The 18,755-nt window shown below is 42.4% G+C and carries 16 protein-coding genes; all 16 read left to right on the top strand.

The window, feature by feature from the left end; all coding sequences use genetic code 11:
• Positions 1 to 169: 169 nt before the first annotated feature.
• The 16 genes from rpsB to dnaE all read left to right on the top strand — a co-directional run bounded on the left by rpsB (position 170) and on the right by dnaE (position 18,743).
• A complete protein-coding gene (rpsB, locus tag PSF42_RS05180; RefSeq protein ID WP_004257504.1) occupies positions 170 to 895 on the top strand; it encodes a 30S ribosomal protein S2 in 726 nt (241 codons plus the stop codon).
• A gap of 142 nt (positions 896 to 1,037) precedes the next feature.
• Positions 1,038 to 1,889 (top strand): translation elongation factor Ts, encoded by an 852-nt coding sequence (gene tsf, locus PSF42_RS05175; protein ID WP_125890290.1) that lies wholly within the window; start codon positions 1,038 to 1,040, stop codon positions 1,887 to 1,889.
• Between the two features lie 196 nt (positions 1,890 to 2,085).
• A complete protein-coding gene (pyrH, locus tag PSF42_RS05170) occupies positions 2,086 to 2,814 on the top strand; it encodes a UMP kinase (RefSeq protein WP_004257499.1) in 729 nt (242 codons plus the stop codon).
• 110 nt (positions 2,815 to 2,924) lie between these two features.
• On the top strand, positions 2,925 to 3,482 hold the full coding sequence (gene frr / locus PSF42_RS05165) for a ribosome recycling factor (RefSeq protein ID WP_125890289.1): 558 nt from the start codon (positions 2,925 to 2,927) through the stop codon (positions 3,480 to 3,482).
• A 149-nt stretch (positions 3,483 to 3,631) separates the two neighbouring features.
• On the top strand, positions 3,632 to 4,825 hold the full coding sequence (ispC, locus tag PSF42_RS05160; RefSeq protein WP_125890288.1) for a 1-deoxy-D-xylulose-5-phosphate reductoisomerase: 1,194 nt from the start codon (positions 3,632 to 3,634) through the stop codon (positions 4,823 to 4,825).
• Between the two features lie 186 nt (positions 4,826 to 5,011).
• Entirely contained in the window at positions 5,012 to 5,767 is a 756-nt protein-coding gene (gene uppS / locus PSF42_RS05155; protein ID WP_272679570.1) for a polyprenyl diphosphate synthase, read from the top strand.
• Positions 5,768 to 5,776: 9 nt separating this feature from the next.
• The gene (gene cdsA, locus PSF42_RS05150; protein ID WP_125890286.1) at positions 5,777 to 6,637 is read left to right on the top strand and encodes a phosphatidate cytidylyltransferase; all 861 of its coding nucleotides are present in this window, start codon (positions 5,777 to 5,779) and stop codon (positions 6,635 to 6,637) included.
• An 8-nt stretch (positions 6,638 to 6,645) separates the two neighbouring features.
• Complete coding sequence (gene rseP, locus PSF42_RS05145; protein ID WP_102139932.1) at positions 6,646 to 7,998, top strand: sigma E protease regulator RseP; 1,353 nt, start codon at positions 6,646 to 6,648, stop codon at positions 7,996 to 7,998.
• A 42-nt stretch (positions 7,999 to 8,040) separates the two neighbouring features.
• Positions 8,041 to 10,455: an outer membrane protein assembly factor BamA gene (bamA, locus tag PSF42_RS05140; protein WP_125890284.1), complete on the top strand. Its 2,415-nt coding sequence runs from the start codon at positions 8,041 to 8,043 to the stop codon at positions 10,453 to 10,455.
• An 89-nt stretch (positions 10,456 to 10,544) separates the two neighbouring features.
• On the top strand, positions 10,545 to 11,039 hold the full coding sequence (gene skp / locus PSF42_RS05135) for a molecular chaperone Skp (protein ID WP_125890283.1): 495 nt from the start codon (positions 10,545 to 10,547) through the stop codon (positions 11,037 to 11,039).
• Between the two features lie 3 nt (positions 11,040 to 11,042).
• Positions 11,043 to 12,080 carry a UDP-3-O-(3-hydroxymyristoyl)glucosamine N-acyltransferase gene (gene lpxD, locus PSF42_RS05130; RefSeq protein WP_125890282.1) on the top strand — a complete coding sequence of 346 codons (1,038 nt, stop codon included), beginning with the start codon at positions 11,043 to 11,045 and terminating at the stop codon, positions 12,078 to 12,080.
• Between the two features lie 128 nt (positions 12,081 to 12,208).
• Complete coding sequence (fabZ, locus tag PSF42_RS05125) at positions 12,209 to 12,661, top strand: 3-hydroxyacyl-ACP dehydratase FabZ (RefSeq protein WP_004257450.1); 453 nt, start codon at positions 12,209 to 12,211, stop codon at positions 12,659 to 12,661.
• A gap of 1 nt (position 12,662) precedes the next feature.
• The gene (gene lpxA, locus PSF42_RS05120) at positions 12,663 to 13,460 is read left to right on the top strand and encodes an acyl-ACP--UDP-N-acetylglucosamine O-acyltransferase (protein WP_125890281.1); all 798 of its coding nucleotides are present in this window, start codon (positions 12,663 to 12,665) and stop codon (positions 13,458 to 13,460) included.
• A 44-nt stretch (positions 13,461 to 13,504) separates the two neighbouring features.
• The gene (lpxB, locus tag PSF42_RS05115) at positions 13,505 to 14,656 is read left to right on the top strand and encodes a lipid-A-disaccharide synthase (RefSeq protein WP_125890280.1); all 1,152 of its coding nucleotides are present in this window, start codon (positions 13,505 to 13,507) and stop codon (positions 14,654 to 14,656) included.
• Positions 14,656 to 15,249: a ribonuclease HII gene (rnhB, locus tag PSF42_RS05110; protein ID WP_248466934.1), complete on the top strand. Its 594-nt coding sequence runs from the start codon at positions 14,656 to 14,658 to the stop codon at positions 15,247 to 15,249. Before lpxB ends, rnhB begins: the two co-directional genes overlap by 1 nt.
• An 11-nt stretch (positions 15,250 to 15,260) precedes the next feature.
• On the top strand, positions 15,261 to 18,743 hold the full coding sequence (gene dnaE / locus PSF42_RS05105) for a DNA polymerase III subunit alpha (protein ID WP_125890278.1): 3,483 nt from the start codon (positions 15,261 to 15,263) through the stop codon (positions 18,741 to 18,743).
• Positions 18,744 to 18,755 lie beyond the last annotated feature (12 nt).

Below are 18,755 nucleotides of genomic sequence, written 5' to 3'. Positions count from 1 at the left end.
GCTTATGATGAAAGTTTGGATGTGCGAAACTTAAAACTCAATTGTGTAATAACACACACAAATCGACACGTGCACCGGGGTGCTCTTATGCGTTTTAACGCAGCTTTGGAGTCGGTAGCATGGGATTTGTGGAGGCATAACCCCAATTACTTAAATACAGAGGTATTAAATGGCAACTGTTTCCATGCGCGATATGTTACAAGCAGGCGTACACTTTGGTCACCAGACTCGTTACTGGAACCCAAAAATGAAACCTTTCATTTTCGGTGCGCGTAACAAAGTTCATATCATCAACCTGGAAAAAACTGTTCCAATGTTCAACGAAGCTCTGGCTGAGTTGACTAAAATTGCTTCTCGTAAAGGCAAAATTCTGTTTGTCGGTACTAAACGTGCTGCAAGCGAAGCCGTTCAAGAAGCTGCTAACAGCTGTGATCAGTATTTCGTTAACCACCGTTGGTTAGGCGGAATGTTGACTAACTGGAAAACCGTTCGTCAGTCAATCAAACGTCTGAAAGATTTAGAAGTTCAATCACAAGACGGTACTTTCGACAAACTGACTAAGAAAGAAGCGCTGATGCGTACTCGTGAACTTGGTAAGTTAGAAAACAGCTTAGGCGGTATCAAAGATATGGGCGGTTTACCTGACGCTCTGTTCGTTATCGATGCAGACCACGAACACATCGCTATTAAAGAAGCAAACAACTTGGGTATCCCAGTATTTGCTATCGTTGATACTAACTCTGATCCAGACGGTATCGACTTCGTTATCCCTGGTAACGATGATGCAATCCGTGCAATCAAACTGTATCTGGGCGCTGTAGCAAGCACCGTTCGTGAAGGTCGTTCACAAGATCTGGCTGTTCAAGCAGAAGAAAGCTTAGTAGAAGCTGAATAATAAGGTTTAAACCCTTATTTAGGTATTGCTATACAGGTACTGCTATATGTTAGAAGGGGCCTGATTTAGGCCCCTTTTATATATGAATCAGAACTATCCACGTGGGGAATATTCCCACGGGGAATATCGAGGAATAAATCACATGTCTGGAATTACCGCTGCATTGGTAAAAGAACTGCGCGAACGTACTGGCGCAGGTATGATGGAATGTAAAAAAGCACTTGTTGAAGCTAATGGCGACATCGAATTAGCAATTGATAACATGCGTAAATCAGGTCAAGCAAAAGCGGCTAAAAAAGCAGGTCGCGTTGCAGCTGAAGGTGTTATCCTGACTGAAGTTTTCAACGGTGGTAAAACAGGTGCTCTGGTTGAGCTGAACTGCGAAACTGACTTCGTTGCTAAAGATGCAGGTTTCTTAGCATTCGGTAAAGAAGTTTTAGCTTCTGTTGTCGCTGACAAAAATGCGGATATCGAAGCGCTGAAAGCAAAATTCGAAGAAGCTCGTACAACATTAGTTGCGAAAATTGGTGAAAACATCAATATTCGTCGCGTTGCTATTCTGGAAGGCGCACAAGTAGGTAGCTACCTGCACGGTGCACGTATTGGTGTTTTAGTTGCAGCTGAAGGTGCTGACGAAGAATTACTGAAACACATTGCTATGCACATCGCTGCAAGCAAACCTGAATATGTGACTCCAGATGATGTTCCTGCTGATGTTGTTGCTCACGAGCACCAAATCCAGTTAGACATCGCTATGCAATCGGGTAAACCACGCGAAATCGCTGAAAAAATGGTTATCGGTCGCATGAACAAATTCACTGGCGAAATCTCTCTGACTGGCCAGCCTTTCGTAATGGACCCAAGCAAATCTGTTGGTGACTTACTGAAAGAGAAAGGTGCTACAGTTTCTGGTTTCCTTCGTTTTGAAGTTGGTGAAGGTATCGAAAAAGTTGAAACTGACTTTGCAGCAGAAGTTGCTGCAATGAGCAAGTAATCAACTAAGGGCCGCCAATTGGCGGCTCTGTTTTATATACGTCTATTCCCATCGATGTTTATGTCACTTACATAAATAGCGCTAGAATTCATTGTGTATAAAAACATTGTATTTAAACTCATTAAAAATTTAGGTATGTAGAATTCTATAATTCTACGTATGTTACCCCAATAAATCTCTGTTAGGACAGAACACCATGGCAACCAATGCAAAACCCGTTTATCAGCGTATCCTGCTTAAGCTAAGTGGCGAAGCCTTACAAGGCGCAGAAGGTTTTGGTATCGATGCTAGCGTTTTAGATCGTATGGCTCAGGAAATCAAAGAACTCATAGAACTGGGTATACAGGTCGGTGTCGTTATTGGCGGTGGTAACCTGTTTCGTGGTGCTGGTTTGGCACAAGCTGGCATGAACCGTGTTGTCGGAGACCACATGGGAATGCTAGCAACTGTGATGAACGGACTCGCAATGCGTGATGCATTACATCGCGCCTATGTGAATGCAAGACTGATGTCTGCAATTCCACTTAACGGTGTCTGTGATAACTATAGCTGGGCAGAAGCTATTAGCTTGTTACGTCACGGCCGTGTTGTTATTTTTTCTGCAGGAACAGGCAACCCATTTTTTACAACAGACTCTGCTGCGTGTCTACGTGGCATTGAAATTGAAGCGGATGTTGTATTAAAAGCGACAAAAGTTGATGGTGTGTATTCAGCAGACCCTGCTAAGGACCCAGATGCGGTCCTTTATGAAAATCTGAGTTACCAAGAAGTTTTAGAGCGTGAACTTAAAGTGATGGACTTGGCTGCGTTCACATTAGCACGTGACCATAACTTACCGATTCGCGTATTCAATATGAATAAGCCAGGCGCTTTACGACGCGTGGTTATGGGTGAAAATGAAGGAACTCTGATTTCTCACAATTAATACTCAGAGACATGACCTGAGTTTAAATGTATTATCTAGCATATAAATTCAGACTATTTAAGCGAGGCCGCATCGCGGCCTTTAATAACCAGTTCTTAAGGGTTGAAAACGTGATTAATGAAATCCAAAAAGATGCTCAAGACCGTATGGAAAAGAGCCTTGAAGCATTCAAAAACCAAATTAGTAAAGTTCGTACAGGCCGTGCATCCCCAAGTCTGTTAGATGGTATTACTGTTGAATATTATGGTTCAGCAACGCCTCTGCGCCAATTAGCAAACGTCACTGTTGAAGATTCACGCACATTAGCGATTTCTGTTTTTGACCGCAGCATGTCACCTGCGATTGAAAAAGCGATTATGGCATCTGACTTAGGTCTGAACCCATCATCAGCGGGTACGGTGATCCGTGTTCCTCTTCCTCCATTAACGGAAGAGCGTCGTAAAGACTTAATTAAAGTGGTTCGTGGTGAGGCAGAACAAGGCCGTATTGCTGTTCGTAACGTGCGCCGTGATGCTAACGATAAAGTAAAAGCTTTACTGAAAGATAAAGAAATCAGTGAAGATGATGAGCGTCGTTCACAAGATGATATCCAAAAGCTGACTGATAACTACATCAAGAAAGTTGATGAGTCATTAGCGCAAAAAGAAGCGGAGCTGATGGAGTTTTAATCCATCATGATAATAAAGCCACCAAAGCAAACAACTGTAAAAGTGTGCGCTAGCGTGGCTTTATTATTTTCATATCTATTAATAAATCTTTTCTAATCATTAAGCTGATATAATCTCAGTATTGAATTAATACAGAGTAACCAATCACTATGAAACGTCTGACAATCCTGGGTTCTACAGGTTCAATTGGTACCAATACACTTTCTGTTGTTCGCCAAAATCCCGAAAAATTTCAAATTATTGCTTTAGTGGCAGGAAAGAATGTCGCTGAAATGGCGAAACAGTGCCTTGAGTTTAATCCGAAATATGCCTCAATGGCGGATGAACCATCAGCAAAAGCGTTAAAAACTATTTTGACAGAGAATAATTGTAAAACTGAAGTTTTATCAGGAAAACAAGCTGCAATTGACCTTGCTGGCCTTGATGATGCAGACCAAGTGATGTCAGCAATTACCGGGGTTGCCGGTTTACTTCCTACTTTAGCAGCAATACGCAAAGGTAAAAGAATATTATTAGCGAATAAAGAGTCTTTAATTACCAGTGGCCGTTTATTCTTTAATGAGATTCGCAAGCACAATGCAACTGTGTTTCCTATTGATAGTGAGCATAATGCTATCTTCCAAAGTTTACCTGAAATTATTCAATTAAATTTAGGATTCTCTGATTTGTCTGCATCGGGTATTTCGAGCATCGTATTAACCGGTTCAGGCGGCCCATTTAGGGATACCCCATTATCGCATTTTGATAATGTGACACCTGATGAAGCGTGTAACCACCCAAATTGGTCGATGGGGCGAAAAATATCAGTCGATTCAGCGACAATGATGAATAAAGGGCTAGAATATATTGAGGCTTGCTATTTTTTTAATGCGAGCGCCGAGCAAATGGAAGTGATTATCCATCCTCAATCTGTTATTCATTCCATGGTTCGGTATCAAGATGGTAGCGTGATAGCCCAGTTGGGGACGCCAGATATGCGTACACCGATTTCATACAGCATGGCTTATCCCCAGCGTATCGTATCTGGCGCAAAACCGCTTGATTTTGCAACACTTTCATCATTAACGTTTGTTCAGCCTGACTATCAACGTTATCCTTGCTTGAAGCTTGCAATCGATGCCTGTCATCAAGGACAAGCCGCGACAACTGTACTTAATGGTGCTAATGAAATGACCGTTGCCGCATTTCTTGAAGGTAAAATACGCTTTACGGATATCGCCAAAATCAACCACAATGTATTAGAAAACCAAGTTTTTTCTGAACCAGTTTCGATTGAAGAGGTCTTAGAAATCGACGGATGGGCGCGTAAAAATGCAGAAAAAATAATCGCTCAGACAATTTAAAGCGGGTATGTGTTTTATTTAGTTGCTGATAGCCATAATAACTCTTTAATATGTGACGTGTTTAAAAAAAGAAAAACAACATGGTATCACTTAGAGATTTAAGGATGTGTCTTATCAGCAAATTCAATAATAGTAGTTATTATTGGTCTGTATACTCAAAGTGGTACTCACAAGGATTAATATTTAATGAACTCTAGTGGTGAAAATCTCTCTGACTCAATGATGCCTAAGCATGTTGCTATCATTATGGATGGTAATGGCCGATGGGCGAAACAAAGAGGGAAACTTAGAATTTCAGGTCATAAGGCAGGCGTTGAGTCTGTCCGTAATTCTGTACGCTTTGCGGTAAAAAATAAAATTAGTTCGCTGACATTGTATGCCTTTAGTAGTGAAAACTGGAGAAGGCCAGAGAAAGAAGTGAGTTCTTTAATGGAACTCTTTGTTTTTGCTCTTGATAATGAAGTTAAAAACTTACATAAAAACAATGTAAAACTAAAAGTCATTGGTGATGTGAGCCGTTTTAGTGAACGTCTCAGAAAAAGGATTGATAAGGCGGAAGCATTAACGCAAAACAATACTGGGCTAAAACTGAATATTGCTGCGAATTATGGTGGCCGCTGGGATATTAGTAACAGTGTAAAACAAGTATTTGCAAAGGTTCAAAGTGGTGAGCTTTCTATTGATGACATCAATGAAGAAAGTATTGATGACCATATTTGTATGCATGACCAAGAGAATGTCGATTTAGTCATAAGAACGGGGGGGGAGCACCGTATTAGCAACTTCCTCTTATGGCAAGTCGCTTATGCGGAATTTTATTTCACCAACGTTTTGTGGCCAGATTTTGATGAAATGGTGTTTCAAAGTGCAGTTGATGCTTTTAGTCAGCGTGAGCGCCGTTATGGTGGAGCTGAATCAGATGATGAACTGGGCAAAGAATAGGGGAAAGATGTGCTGAAATATCGTTTGCTTACTGCGATAGTCTTAATACCGATTGTTATTGCAGCGCTGTTTTTACTTTCTCCAGCGAATTTTGGGTTTGTTGTGATTGCGGTTTGTGCTTTAGGCGCTTGGGAATGGGCGCAATTTGTCGGCTGGCATTCACAAGCTAAGCGTATAGGCTTAGCGGTTGTTTTTACCGCAATATTACTCGCAATGCAATTTTCTATTTCCGATATAAATCAGTTTTCTACTGAACCTATGATCCTGTATGGCCTATGGGCAGGCCTTATTTGGTGGGGAATTGCCATTATTTTAGTGGTTACCTATCCTGCTTCTGCAGCATGGGGTAAGTCCGTCATTATTCGATTGCTATTTGGCGTGTTAACGATTATCCCGTTCTATTGTGGGATGATGGTTTTAAGAACCGTTGGTTATCAAAGTGATACATTCTTCGGTGCTTGGTGGTTATTGTATGTCATGTTGCTGGTTTGGGGCGCGGATTCAGGTGCTTATGCATTTGGTCGAACTATCGGACGCAACAAAATGGCCCCTAAGGTATCACCGGGTAAAACATGGGAAGGTTTAATTGGTGGCCTTATAACTGCAGGGGTAATTTCATGGTTATTTAGTGCCTTTGCGCCAATCCCTGTGATGCCTGATTATTTGCTAGTGACTTCAATTATTGTTGTTATAGTATCTGTGTTTGGTGATTTAACCGAAAGTATGTTTAAGCGCCAATCAGGTATTAAAGATAGTAGCCACTTAATTCCTGGACATGGCGGTATCTTGGATCGTATTGATAGCCTGACAGCAGCAATTCCTGTTTTTGCTGGGCTAAATTTGTTAATTTTTAACGGTTTTGGTCTTTAGGAAGATACATGGGATTTATTTGGAGTTTAGTTGCATTTATTATCGCGATAGGCGTGTTAATTACAGTGCACGAGTTCGGCCACTACTGGGTTGCTCGTCGTTGTGGTGTTTATGTTGAACGTTTCTCTATTGGGTTTGGCAAAACGTTATGGCGCAAAGTCGATAAACATGGCACTGAATTTGTTTTGGCAATGATCCCGCTAGGGGGGTATGTCAAAATGCTTGATGAGCGAGTGGGGAGCGTCTCTCCTGAACGTCGCCATCAAGCGTTTAATAATAAAACTGTAGGTCAACGAGCGGCCATTATTAGTGCTGGGCCAATTGCGAACTTTTTGTTAGCAATTGTTGTCTATTGGATAGTCTTTATGATTGGTATTCCTTCCGTAAAACCTATCATTGAAGACGTAAAACCAGGTTCTATTGCGGCAACTGCAAATTTTGAACCAAAAATGGAACTAAAATCCATTGATGGCATCGAAACTCCTGACTGGAATTCAGTTCGTTTAGCATTGGTTGGCAAAATAGGCGACCGTGAACTGACAGCTCAAGTATTACCAAATGGTTATAATGAGCCGATTACAAAAACAGTTGATTTAACGACTTGGCAGCTTGATCCTGAGAAACAAGATCCAATTTTGTCGGTAGGTATAATGCCGGTTTCTGCAAGGATTGACCCCGTTATCCAAAAGGTGACGCAAGGGTTAGCTGGTGAACGAGCCGGCTTACAGAAAGGCGACAGAATAGTCAGTGTTAATGGGGAAGTATTAGGTCTTTGGAACCCAGTTACACGCATTATTCGTAATAACCCAGGCGTCCCGTTAAAACTTGAAGTACAGCGGTCGCAACAATTGATTTCACTCACACTGACCCCTGATAGCCAGAATGGACAGCGTGGGGAGAAAATTGGGTTTGCAGGTGTAGAACTTTCAGTGTTACCGTTAGCAGATGAATATAAAATGGTGCAACAATATGGGCCATTTTCTGCGTTTTACCAAGCCAGTGATAAGACGTGGCAATTAATGAAGTTGACGGTCAATATGATGGGTAAACTGGTTGTTGGGGATGTCAAACTCAATAACTTGAGCGGTCCGATATCTATCGCTAAAGGTGCGGGGGTATCCGCCGAGTCAGGCTTGGTATATTATTTGATGTTTATTGCGCTTATTAGTGTCAATTTAGGTATCATCAATCTGTTTCCATTGCCTGTTTTAGATGGGGGGCACTTGCTCTTCTTATTAATTGAAAAAATTAAAGGAAGTCCAGTGTCTGAGCGAGTACAAGACTTTAGTTTTCGGATAGGTGCAATGGCATTGATTCTGTTAATGGGACTTGCACTTTTTAATGATTTCTCTCGCTTCTAATTTTTATAAGCTGGGGACCAGTAAGGAATACGCATAACAACGATGGCGATGAAAAAGTTGCTCATAGCGTCGCTGCTTTTCGGCAGCGCCACTGCATACGGTTCAGACGGATTCGTAGTTAAAGACATTCGTTTCGAAGGTCTACAACGCGTCGCCGTTGGTGCAGCATTATTGAACATGCCAGTTAGGGTTGGCGATTCAGTTGATAACGATGATATCAGCCGTTCGATCCGTTCCCTATTTTCAACCGGTAACTTCGAAGATGTTAGGGTCCTGCGTGATGGAAACACGCTGATCGTTCAAGTTAAAGAACGACCAACGATTGCCAGTATCACCTTTACAGGTAATAAGTCTGTTAAGGATGATATGCTCAAGCAGAACTTGGAAGCTTCGAATATCCGCGTTGGTGAGGCACTTGACCGCACGACAATTGCGAATATCGAAAAAGGTTTAGAAGACTTTTACTATAGCGTTGGTAAATATAATGCAACAGTAAAAGCTGTTGTAACACCTTTGCCGCGTAATCGTGTGGATTTAAAATTTGTTTTCTCTGAAGGTGTTTCAGCTCAAATTCAGCAAATTAATATTGTGGGTAATAAGAATTACACCACAGCAGAATTAGTTAATAAGCTGCAATTGCGTGATGATGTACCTTGGTGGAACCTGGCTGCAGACCAAAAATATCAGAAGCAAAAACTGGCGGGTGACTTAGAAACGCTGCGCAGTTTTTATCTTGATCGCGGATATGCACGTTTTAACATTGACTCCACGCAAGTCAGTCTGACCCCAGACAAAAAAGGCATTTATATTACGATTAACATCACTGAAGGCGATCAATATAAAATATCTGGCGTCGAGGTTAATGGTAATACAGCGGAACACTTATCCGAAATCCAAGAGCTTATCACTATCACACCGGGAGAATTATATAACGGTGCTCAAGTGACGAGCATGGAAAACAAAATCAAAGATATGTTTGGCCGTTATGGTTATGCGTATCCTCGAGTCATGACACAACCTGAAATCAACGATGCAGATAAAACAGTTAAATTGCATTTAAATATTGATGCAGGTAACCGTTTCTATGTACGTGAAATCCGTTTCCAAGGTAATGACACCAGTAAAGATACCGTTTTACGCCGTGAAATGCGTCAAATGGAAGGCGCATGGCTCGGAAATGACCTTGTTGAACTCGGTAAAGAACGTTTGAATCGTACTGGTTACTTTGAAACGGTTGATGTTGAAACTCAACGTGTTCCTGGTAGTCCTGACCAAGTAGATGTTATCTACAAGGTTAAAGAGCGTAATACTGGTTCAATGAACTTCGGTATCGGTTTTGGTACTGAAAGTGGTGTGAGCTTCCAAGTTGGGGTTACACAAGATAACTGGTTGGGTACAGGTAACGCGGTTGGTATTAACGCAAGTAAAAATGATTACTCAACTAACGTTGAATTCTCATTTACTGACCCGTACTTCACGGTTAATGGTGTGAGCTTAGGCGGTCGTATTTTCTATAACGACTTTAGTGCAAAAGATGCAGACTTGTCAGGCTATAACAACAAAACGTATGGTTTAGACAGTTTCTTAAGCTTCCCATTCAATGAAAATAACTCTTTCCGTGTTGGTGCGGGTTATGTTCATAACCGACTCTCAGATATGCGTGCTCAAGCTGCTATGTGGGATTACCTTGATTCTATGGGTAAAAATCCACCAGTCACAGAAAATGGACGCAATAAAGAAAGCTTTGATGCGGATGACTTTACGTTAAACTTAGGTTGGACTTATAACTCGTTGAATCGTGGTTTCTTCCCGACATCGGGTAATAAAACGAACGTCTCGGCTAAAGTGACAATACCTGGCTCTGATAACGAATACTATAAACTGCGCTTTGATACAGCACAGTATTACCCACTGGATGAAGACGAAAGTTGGGTTGTTCTGGGACGCGCACAAGCAGGTTATGGTGATGGTATTGGTAGTAAGCAAATGCCATTCTATGAAAACTTCTATGCGGGTGGTTCAAGCACCATTCGTGGTTTCCGTTCGAATAATATCGGTCCAAAAGCAGTTTACCTGAAGAAAGTGAATGGAAAAGATGGTCCTGAGCCGGGAAGCCCATCTAGTGATGCGGTTGGTGGTAATGCGATGTACGCAGCATCATTTGAATTAATCACTCCTACTCCATTTATTGATGAAAAATATTCGAACTCAGTTCGTACATCTTTGTTCGTTGATGCGGGTACGGTATGGGACACGAATTGGAATAGTATCCCAGCAGCTTGGCGTGCAGGTATGCCTGACTATGGTAAGGCATCTAACGTTCGAGCTTCTGCGGGTGTGGCTTTACAATGGATGTCCCCACTTGGACCACTGGTCTTCTCTTATGCGCAGCCGATTAAGGACTACGAAGGGGATAAATCAGAACAGTTCCAATTTAATATTGGTAGAACGTGGTAATCTACTACAGTTTCTACTTATGATGGCTCCCATAATTTTGTGGGGGCAACCAAAATTTCCAGCCATACGTATGGGTTAAGGAGTTTAGTGTGAAAAAATTGTTGTGTGCAGCGGGTGTGAGTATTGCTTTAGCAATGTCTGCGGGGGCTTATGCTGAGAAAATCGCTATCGTCAATGTTGGTGAAATTTTCCAAAATATGCCTGCGCGTGAAGCCGTTGCTAAACAGCTTGAAAGTGAATTCAAAAGCCGTGCGACTGAGTTACAAAATCTAGAGAAAGATTTGCAAACTCGTGTTGAAAAATTGCGCCGTGATGGTGCAACAATGAAACAAAGTGAGCGCGAAAAGCTTGAATCTGAACTCATGACTAAACGTGATCAATTTGCTGAAAAAGCTCAAAAATTTGAAGAAGACAACCGTCGTCGTCAAGGCGAAGAGCGTGCTAAAATTTTAACTCGTATTCAGAACTCTATTAAGTCTGTTGCAGCTAAAGAAGGCTATGATGTCGTTATCGATGCAAATGCAGTAGCTTATGCAAAAGATAGCGTTGACATTACAAGTCAGGTTCAAAAACAGGTTAAATAATAGATGTCTTCAATTCGATTGGCTGACCTTGCTCAGCAGTTGAATGCGCAATTACACGGTGATGGTGATATTACCATCACTGGTATTGCTCCAATGCATTCAGCGAATAATCAACAGATTACTTTTCTATCTGATAGCCGTTATAGTGATAAATTGGCTGATTGCCAAGCTGCAGCGGTGGTTCTCACAGCAAAAGATCTCGAAGCCTGCAAAGTTGCAGCACTGGTTGTTGATAACCCGTATCTGGCTTATGCGAAAATGGCTCAAATAATGGATACAACGCCAAGTCCGGCTGAAGATATCCATGCATCAGCGGTCATTGCTGATGATGCAAAACTTGGTAAGAATGTCGCAATTGGCGCAAATGCCGTTATCGAAAGTGGTGTTGAGCTTGGCGATAATGTGGTGATTGGCGCAGGTTGTTTTGTGGGCAAAAATACGCGTATTGGTACAGGAACCCGTTTGTGGGCGAATGTTAGCGTATACCACAATGTTGAGATTGGCGAACACTGTTTGGTTCAATCTGGCACAGTAATTGGCTCTGATGGTTTCGGCTATGCGAATGATCGTGGTAATTGGGTCAAAATTCCTCAATTAGGCACAGTGATCATCGGCGATCGTGTTGAGATCGGTGCGAGCACGACCATTGACCGCGGCGCTTTAGATAACACAGTGATTGGTAATGGGGTTATTATCGATAACCAGTGCCAAATTGCACATAATGTCATAATTGGTGATAATACCGCAGTTGCTGGAGGTGTTATCATGGCGGGTAGTTTAAAAATCGGCCGCTACTGTATGATTGGTGGTGCTAGTGTCATCAACGGCCATATGGAAATTTGCGATAAGGTCACAGTAACAGGAATGGGGATGGTCATGAGGCCTATCACTGAACCGGGAGTATATTCTTCGGGGATCCCTTTACAGCCTAATAAATCTTGGCGTAAAACAGCTGCTTTAGTCTTAAATATCAATGAGATGAATAAGCGACTGAAACATGTCGAGCGTGAATTAGATAGCCAAAATCAAAAAAATCAGTAATCATTTTGTAATTCAGGCTAAAATAGTTATCTGAGTTACGTTTTCCGGCCTGCCAGTTAACCTAATCTAAGGTTAAAGCAGGCCGATTCATTAATTAAACCGTATTAATAGACAGGAAGAGTATTTCGATGAGTGATAATCATACTCTGAATATAGAAGAAATCTTAGAACTGCTTCCACACCGTTACCCGTTCCTTTTGGTTGACCGTGTATTAGATTTTGAAAAAGGCAAATCATTGCGTGCAGTGAAAAATGTGTCATTTAACGAGCCATTTTTCCAAGGACATTTCCCAAGCAAACCGATTTTTCCAGGCGTATTAATTTTAGAAGCCATGGCACAAGCAACAGGGATCCTTGCGTTTAAAAGCGTTGGGAAATTAGAGCCTGGTGAGTTGTACTATTTTGCAGCGATAGACAATGCGCGTTTTAAACGTCCAGTTCTGCCTGGGGACCAAATGGTCTTAGAAGTTGAATTTATCAAAGAACGTCGTGGAGTTGCACGTTTTAAAGGTGTTGCTAAAGTTGATGGAGAAGTGGCCTGCGAAGCAGAAATGATGTGCGCCCGTCGCCGTGAGGTCTGATATGATTGATAATACAGCCTATATTCATCCATCTTCTATCGTAGAAGATGGCGCTATCATCGGTGCCAATGTTCAAATTGGCCCTTTTTGCTATATTGGCGCGAATGTCGAAATTGGCGAAGGTACTGAGTTGAAATCTCATGTTGTCGTTAATGGTCATACAAAAATAGGCCGTGACAATGTGATTTTCCAGTTCGCTTCCATCGGTGAAATTAACCAAGATCTTAAATACCAAGGTGAACCAACGCGAGTTGAAATCGGGGATAGAAACCGTATTCGCGAAAGTGTCACTATTCACCGTGGTACCGTTCAAGATGTTGGCTTGACAAAAGTGGGCAACGACAATTTACTGATGGTGAATGTGCACATAGCCCATGATTGTATCATTGGAAACCGTTGTATTATTGCAAATAACGGTACGCTAGGTGGCCATGTAACACTGGGTGATTATGCCATTATTGGTGGTATGACCGCAGTTCACCAATTCTGTAAAATTGGTGCCCATGTTATGGTCGGTGGTTGTTCTGGTGTTGCACAAGACGTGCCGCCTTATGTCATTGCACAAGGTAACCACGCGACACCATTTGGTTTAAATCTTGAAGGTTTAAAACGCCGTGGTTTTGAAAAAGAATCACTACATGCTATCCGTAATGCATACAAGGTGTTGTATCGTTCAGGTAAATCGTTAGAAGAAGCCCGTGAAGAAATCGCAGAAATGGCAAAATCCAATGAACACGTGAAAGTGTTTAGTGATTTCTTAGAGGATTCTGCGCAGTCTAAACGTGGTATTATTCGTTAATTTAGTATTAATGAATCGAGGCCTTTAATAAGGAGCGAATTTCGGTGAATAATAGCCGCCCACTTACTATTGGCCTTGTTGCCGGAGAAACATCTGGTGATATTCTCGGTGCAGGGCTTATCCGTGCACTTAAAGAACAAATACCTGATGCTCGCTTTGTTGGTGTTGCTGGCCCTTTAATGCAAGCCGAGGGTTGCGAAGCTTGGTATGAAATGGAAGAGCTTGCTGTCATGGGCATTGTTGAAGTCCTTGGCCGCCTGCCTCGGTTATTATCCATCCGTAAGGATTTAACCCAGCGTTTTACCGAACTGCAACCTGATGTTTTTGTTGGAATTGATGCCCCTGATTTTAATATTACCCTCGAAGGCCGTTTGAAATCTAAAGGTATCAAAACCATTCATTACGTTAGCCCATCAGTTTGGGCATGGCGCCAAAAGCGGGTATTTAAAATTGGTCGTTCAACGAATTTAGTATTAGCTTTTTTACCTTTTGAAAAAGCATTTTACGATCGTTTTAATGTTCCTTGCCGTTTTATCGGGCACACAATGGCCGATGCCATTCCATTACATCCTGATAAACAAGCCGCTCGACATCGATTGAATATTCCTGAACATGCTAAATGTTTAGCTTTACTGCCGGGAAGCCGCCATTCCGAAGTCGAAATGCTTAGTGCAGATTTCCTCAATACAGCGAAAATATTACAGCGTAATATCCCAGATTTACATATTGTGGTGCCGTTGGTGAATGAAAAACGCCGTCAGCAGTTTGATGAGATAAAAGAAAACACCGCACCTGAATTGGCAGTCCATATTTTAGATGGTCAAGCACGTGATGCGATGATTGCAGCGGACGCGACGTTATTAGCATCGGGAACGGCGGCACTCGAGTGCATGTTAACAAAATGCCCAATGGTGGTGGGGTATCGTATGAAACCTTTCACTTTTTGGTTAGCAAAGCGATTAGTAAAAACGCCGTATGTTTCTTTGCCTAATTTATTAGCAGAAAAAGAGATTGTTAAAGAGTTACTCCAAGAGGAGTGTCAGCCTGATAAACTCGCACAGCAGTTACTCCCATTACTCAATGGTGGCGAGCAGGTTGAAAACTTGAAGCTCACTTTTTTGCAATTACATCAGCTCATTCGTTGTGATGCAGATAAACAAGCGGCTGAAGCGGTATTAGAGATGGTCAAAAATTAATGGAATTTATCTATCCAAAAGCAAATATAATTGCTGGTGTTGATGAGGTGGGCCGAGGCCCATTAGTTGGTGCTGTAGTGACTGCAGCGGTGATCCTTGATCCCAATAAGCCAATTGCAGGGCTGGCAGACTCAAAAAAACTCACCGAAAAAAAACGTGAGAAATTATTTGATGAAATTCAGGAAAAAGCGCTGTGTTGGTGCATCGGCCGCGCAGAGCCAGAAGAAATTGATAATATAAATATATTACATGCAACCATGTTAGCTATGCAGCGCGCCGTTGCAGGTTTATCTATTGTTCCTGAGTATGTTCTCATTGACGGCAACCGCTGCCCTGAGTTGCCAATGCCTTCACAGGCAGTAATTAAAGGCGACAGTTTAGTACAAGAAATTAGCGCGGCATCCATTTTAGCTAAAGTGATCAGAGATAGGGAAATGGTTGAGCTAGACATAGCATTTCCTGAATATGGCTTTGCGAAGCATAAAGGCTATCCAACGGCTTATCATTTAGAAAAATTGGCGCAGTATGGCGCAACCGAATTCCATCGTAAAAGCTTTGCTCCTGTGAGAAGAGCTTTAGACAGCAATAAGTAGGTATTAGGTCGATGGCATCACCTCGTTTTATTCATTTACGCGTCCACAGTGACTATTCCATGATTGATGGGCTAGCCAAAACGGGGCCACTGGTTAAAAAAGTGGCTTCGATGGGCATGCCTGCGTTTGCGATCACCGATTTTACTAACCTTTGTGGGTTAGTCCGGTTTTATGGTGCAGCGCATGGGGCGGGGATCAAGCCAATTATTGGTGCTGATTTTTATGTGGAAAGTGAACTATTAGGTGATGAAATATCCCACTTAACTGTTTTGGCACGTAATAATGAAGGTTATCAAAATCTTACCTTACTAATTTCTGAAGCATACCAAAAGGGCTATGGTGCGGTTGGGCCAACCATAAAACGAGAATGGCTGGCCAAGCACAAAGACGGCTTGATTCTGCTGTCCGGTGGCCGTAAAGGGGATGTCGGGCAATTTCTATTAAGGGGAAATCAAGCCTTAGTGGATGAGTGCCTTGCATTCTATGAAACCCATTTTCCAGATAGCTACTATTTAGAATTGGTTAGGACAGGGCGACCTGATGAAGAGAGTTATCTACATGCGGCTGTCGAGTTAGCGACTAAAAAAGGCCTACCTGTCGTTGCAACGAATGATGTTTGCTTTATTGAAAGTAGTGATTTTGATGCTCATGAAATACGTGTTGCTATCCATGATGGTTTTACATTAGTCGATCCCAAAAGGCCTAAAAATTATAGCCCTCAGCAATATTTACGTTCCGAAGAAGAGATGTGTGAGCTGTTTGCTGACATCCCTGAAGCGCTAGAAAACAGTGTAGAGATTGCTAAGCGTTGTAATGTAACTATCCGTCTAGGTGAATACTTCTTACCTCAATTCCCAACAGGGGATATGAAAACAGAAGACTTTTTAGTTATGCGCTCTAAAGAAGGGCTCGAAGAGCGTTTAGAATTTTTATTTCCTGATGAAAAAATTAGAGCAGAAAGACGTCCTGAGTATGATGAACGTTTAGACATCGAACTCAACGTAATCAACCAAATGGGTTTCCCCGGCTACTTCTTGATTGTTATGGAGTTTATCCAATGGTCGAAGGATAACGGCGTACCCGTTGGGCCAGGACGAGGCTCAGGGGCGGGTTCCCTTGTTGCTTACGCATTAAAAATTACAGACCTTGACCCACTGGAATTTGATTTACTGTTTGAGCGTTTTTTGAACCCTGAGCGTGTTTCCATGCCTGACTTTGACGTCGATTTCTGCATGGAAAAACGCGATCAAGTGATTGATCACGTGGCTCAAATGTATGGCCGTGAGGCGGTTTCTCAAATCATTACCTTTGGTACGATGGCGGCAAAAGCGGTTATCCGCGACGTGGGGCGCGTACTTGGGCATCCATATGGTTTTGTTGATAGAATTTCAAAATTAGTGCCGCCAGATCCTGGTATGACACTGGAAAAAGCGTTCGAAGCAGAACCTCAGTTACCTGAAATTTATGAGGCTGATGAAGAGGTTAAAGCGCTTATCGATATGGCGCGTAAACTCGAAGGTGTCACACGAAATGCCGGTAAACATGCAGGTGGGGTGGTTATCGCTCCAACTAAAATTACGGACTTTGCCCCACTTTATTGTGATGCGGAAGGCAATAACCCCGTCACACAATTCGATAAAAACGATGTCGAATATGCAGGGCTAGTGAAGTTCGACTTCCTCGGTTTACGGACGTTGACGATCATTAACTGGGCGTTGGAAATGATCAACGCGCGTCGCGCTAAGAAAAACTTAGAGCCGATTGATATTGCTGCTATTCCGCTACACGATCAAAAAAGTTTTGATATGCTGCAGCGCTCAGAAACCACAGCGGTATTCCAGTTAGAATCACGTGGAATGAAGGACTTAATTAAGCGATTACGTCCTGACTGCTTCGAAGATATGATCGCACTGGTAGCATTGTTCCGTCCAGGACCACTGCAGTCAGGCATGGTAGATAACTTTATTGACCGTAAGCATGGTCGTGAAGAAATTTCGTACCCAGATGTGCAGTGGCAACATGAATCATTAAAACCTGTTCTAGAGCCCACATATGGTATTATTTTATACCAAGAACAGGTTATGCAGATTGCTCAGGTTTTAGCTGGGTACACACTCGGCGGTGCAGATATGCTGCGCCGTGCGATGGGAAAAAAGAAACCTGAAGAAATGGCGAAGCAGCGTTCTGTTTTTGAAGAAGGAGCAATCAAAAACGGGGTAGACGGCGAGTTATCAATGAAAATCTTTGACTTGGTAGAGAAATTTGCCGGTTATGGGTTTAATAAATCGCACTCAGCTGCCTATGCATTAGTTTCATACCAAACACTGTGGCTCAAAGCCCACTATCCCGCTGAATTTATGGCAGCAGTCATGACCGCAGATATGGACAACACGGAAAAAGTGGTCGGTTTAGTTGATGAATGTTGGCGAATGGGCTTAAAAGTATTGCCACCAGATATCAATAGTGGGCTTTATCACTTCCATGTGAATGATGAAGGTGAGATAGTTTACGGTATTGGTGCAATTAAAGGGGTCGGTGAAGGCCCGATTGAGGCGATTGTTGAAGCGCGTCAACAAGGCGGAATATTTAAAGAGATTTTTGACCTTTGTGCGCGAGTCGATATTAAAAAAATTAATCGTCGTGTGATGGAAAAGCTTATCATGGCAGGGGCATTTGACCGATTAGGCCCTCACCGTGCGGCATTGATGTCTTCCCTTGAAGATGCATTAAAAGCGGCTGACCAACACGCTAAAGCAGAGGCAATAGGCCAAGCAGATATGTTTGGTGTATTAGCGGAAGCACCTGAACAAGTTGAAAGTTCATACGCCAGTGTGCCTAAATGGCCAGAGCAGGTGGTATTGGATGGTGAACGCGAAACGCTTGGTTTATATTTAACAGGGCATCCAATAACGCGATACTTGAGCGAAATAGAGCGCTATACTAATGGGCTTAGATTAAAAGATGTGAACCCCACCCCTCGTGGTCAAGTGACAACTGTGGTAGGTTTAGTACTTTCAGCTAAAGTGATTACAACCAAGCGTGGAAATAGAATTGGTATTTGTACGCTTGATGATCGTTCCGGTCGTCTGGATATTATGTTATTTTCAGATGCGCTCGATAAATACCAACATATGTTGGAAAAAGACAATATCCTGATAGCCACCGGTCAGGTCAGCTTTGATGATTTCAATGGTGGTAATAAAATGACAGTGCGTGAGTTAATGGACATTAGTGAAGCAAGGGAAAAATATGCTCGAGGACTTGCAATTTCACTGTCAGATAAACAAATTAACGATCAATTGCTGAACCGGCTTCGTAGCACTCTTGAACCTCATCGTTCAGGAACGATCCCGGTTCATCTGTATTACCAGAAGGATGATGCCAGAGCCAAGCTTAAATTTGGTGTTGTTTGGCGTGTGACGCCAGTGGATCCTCTTCTGAACGATCTTCGAACTCTGCTGGGTAGTGAGCAGGTAGAATTAGAATTTGACTAAAATAGGAATATT

Source organism: Providencia sp. PROV032, assembly GCF_028484875.1.
Classification (GTDB): Bacteria; Pseudomonadota; Gammaproteobacteria; order Enterobacterales; family Enterobacteriaceae; genus Providencia; species Providencia rettgeri_E.
Note: the sequence above shows the minus strand (reverse complement) of the source record. Positions and strands in the feature narration are given on the sequence as shown.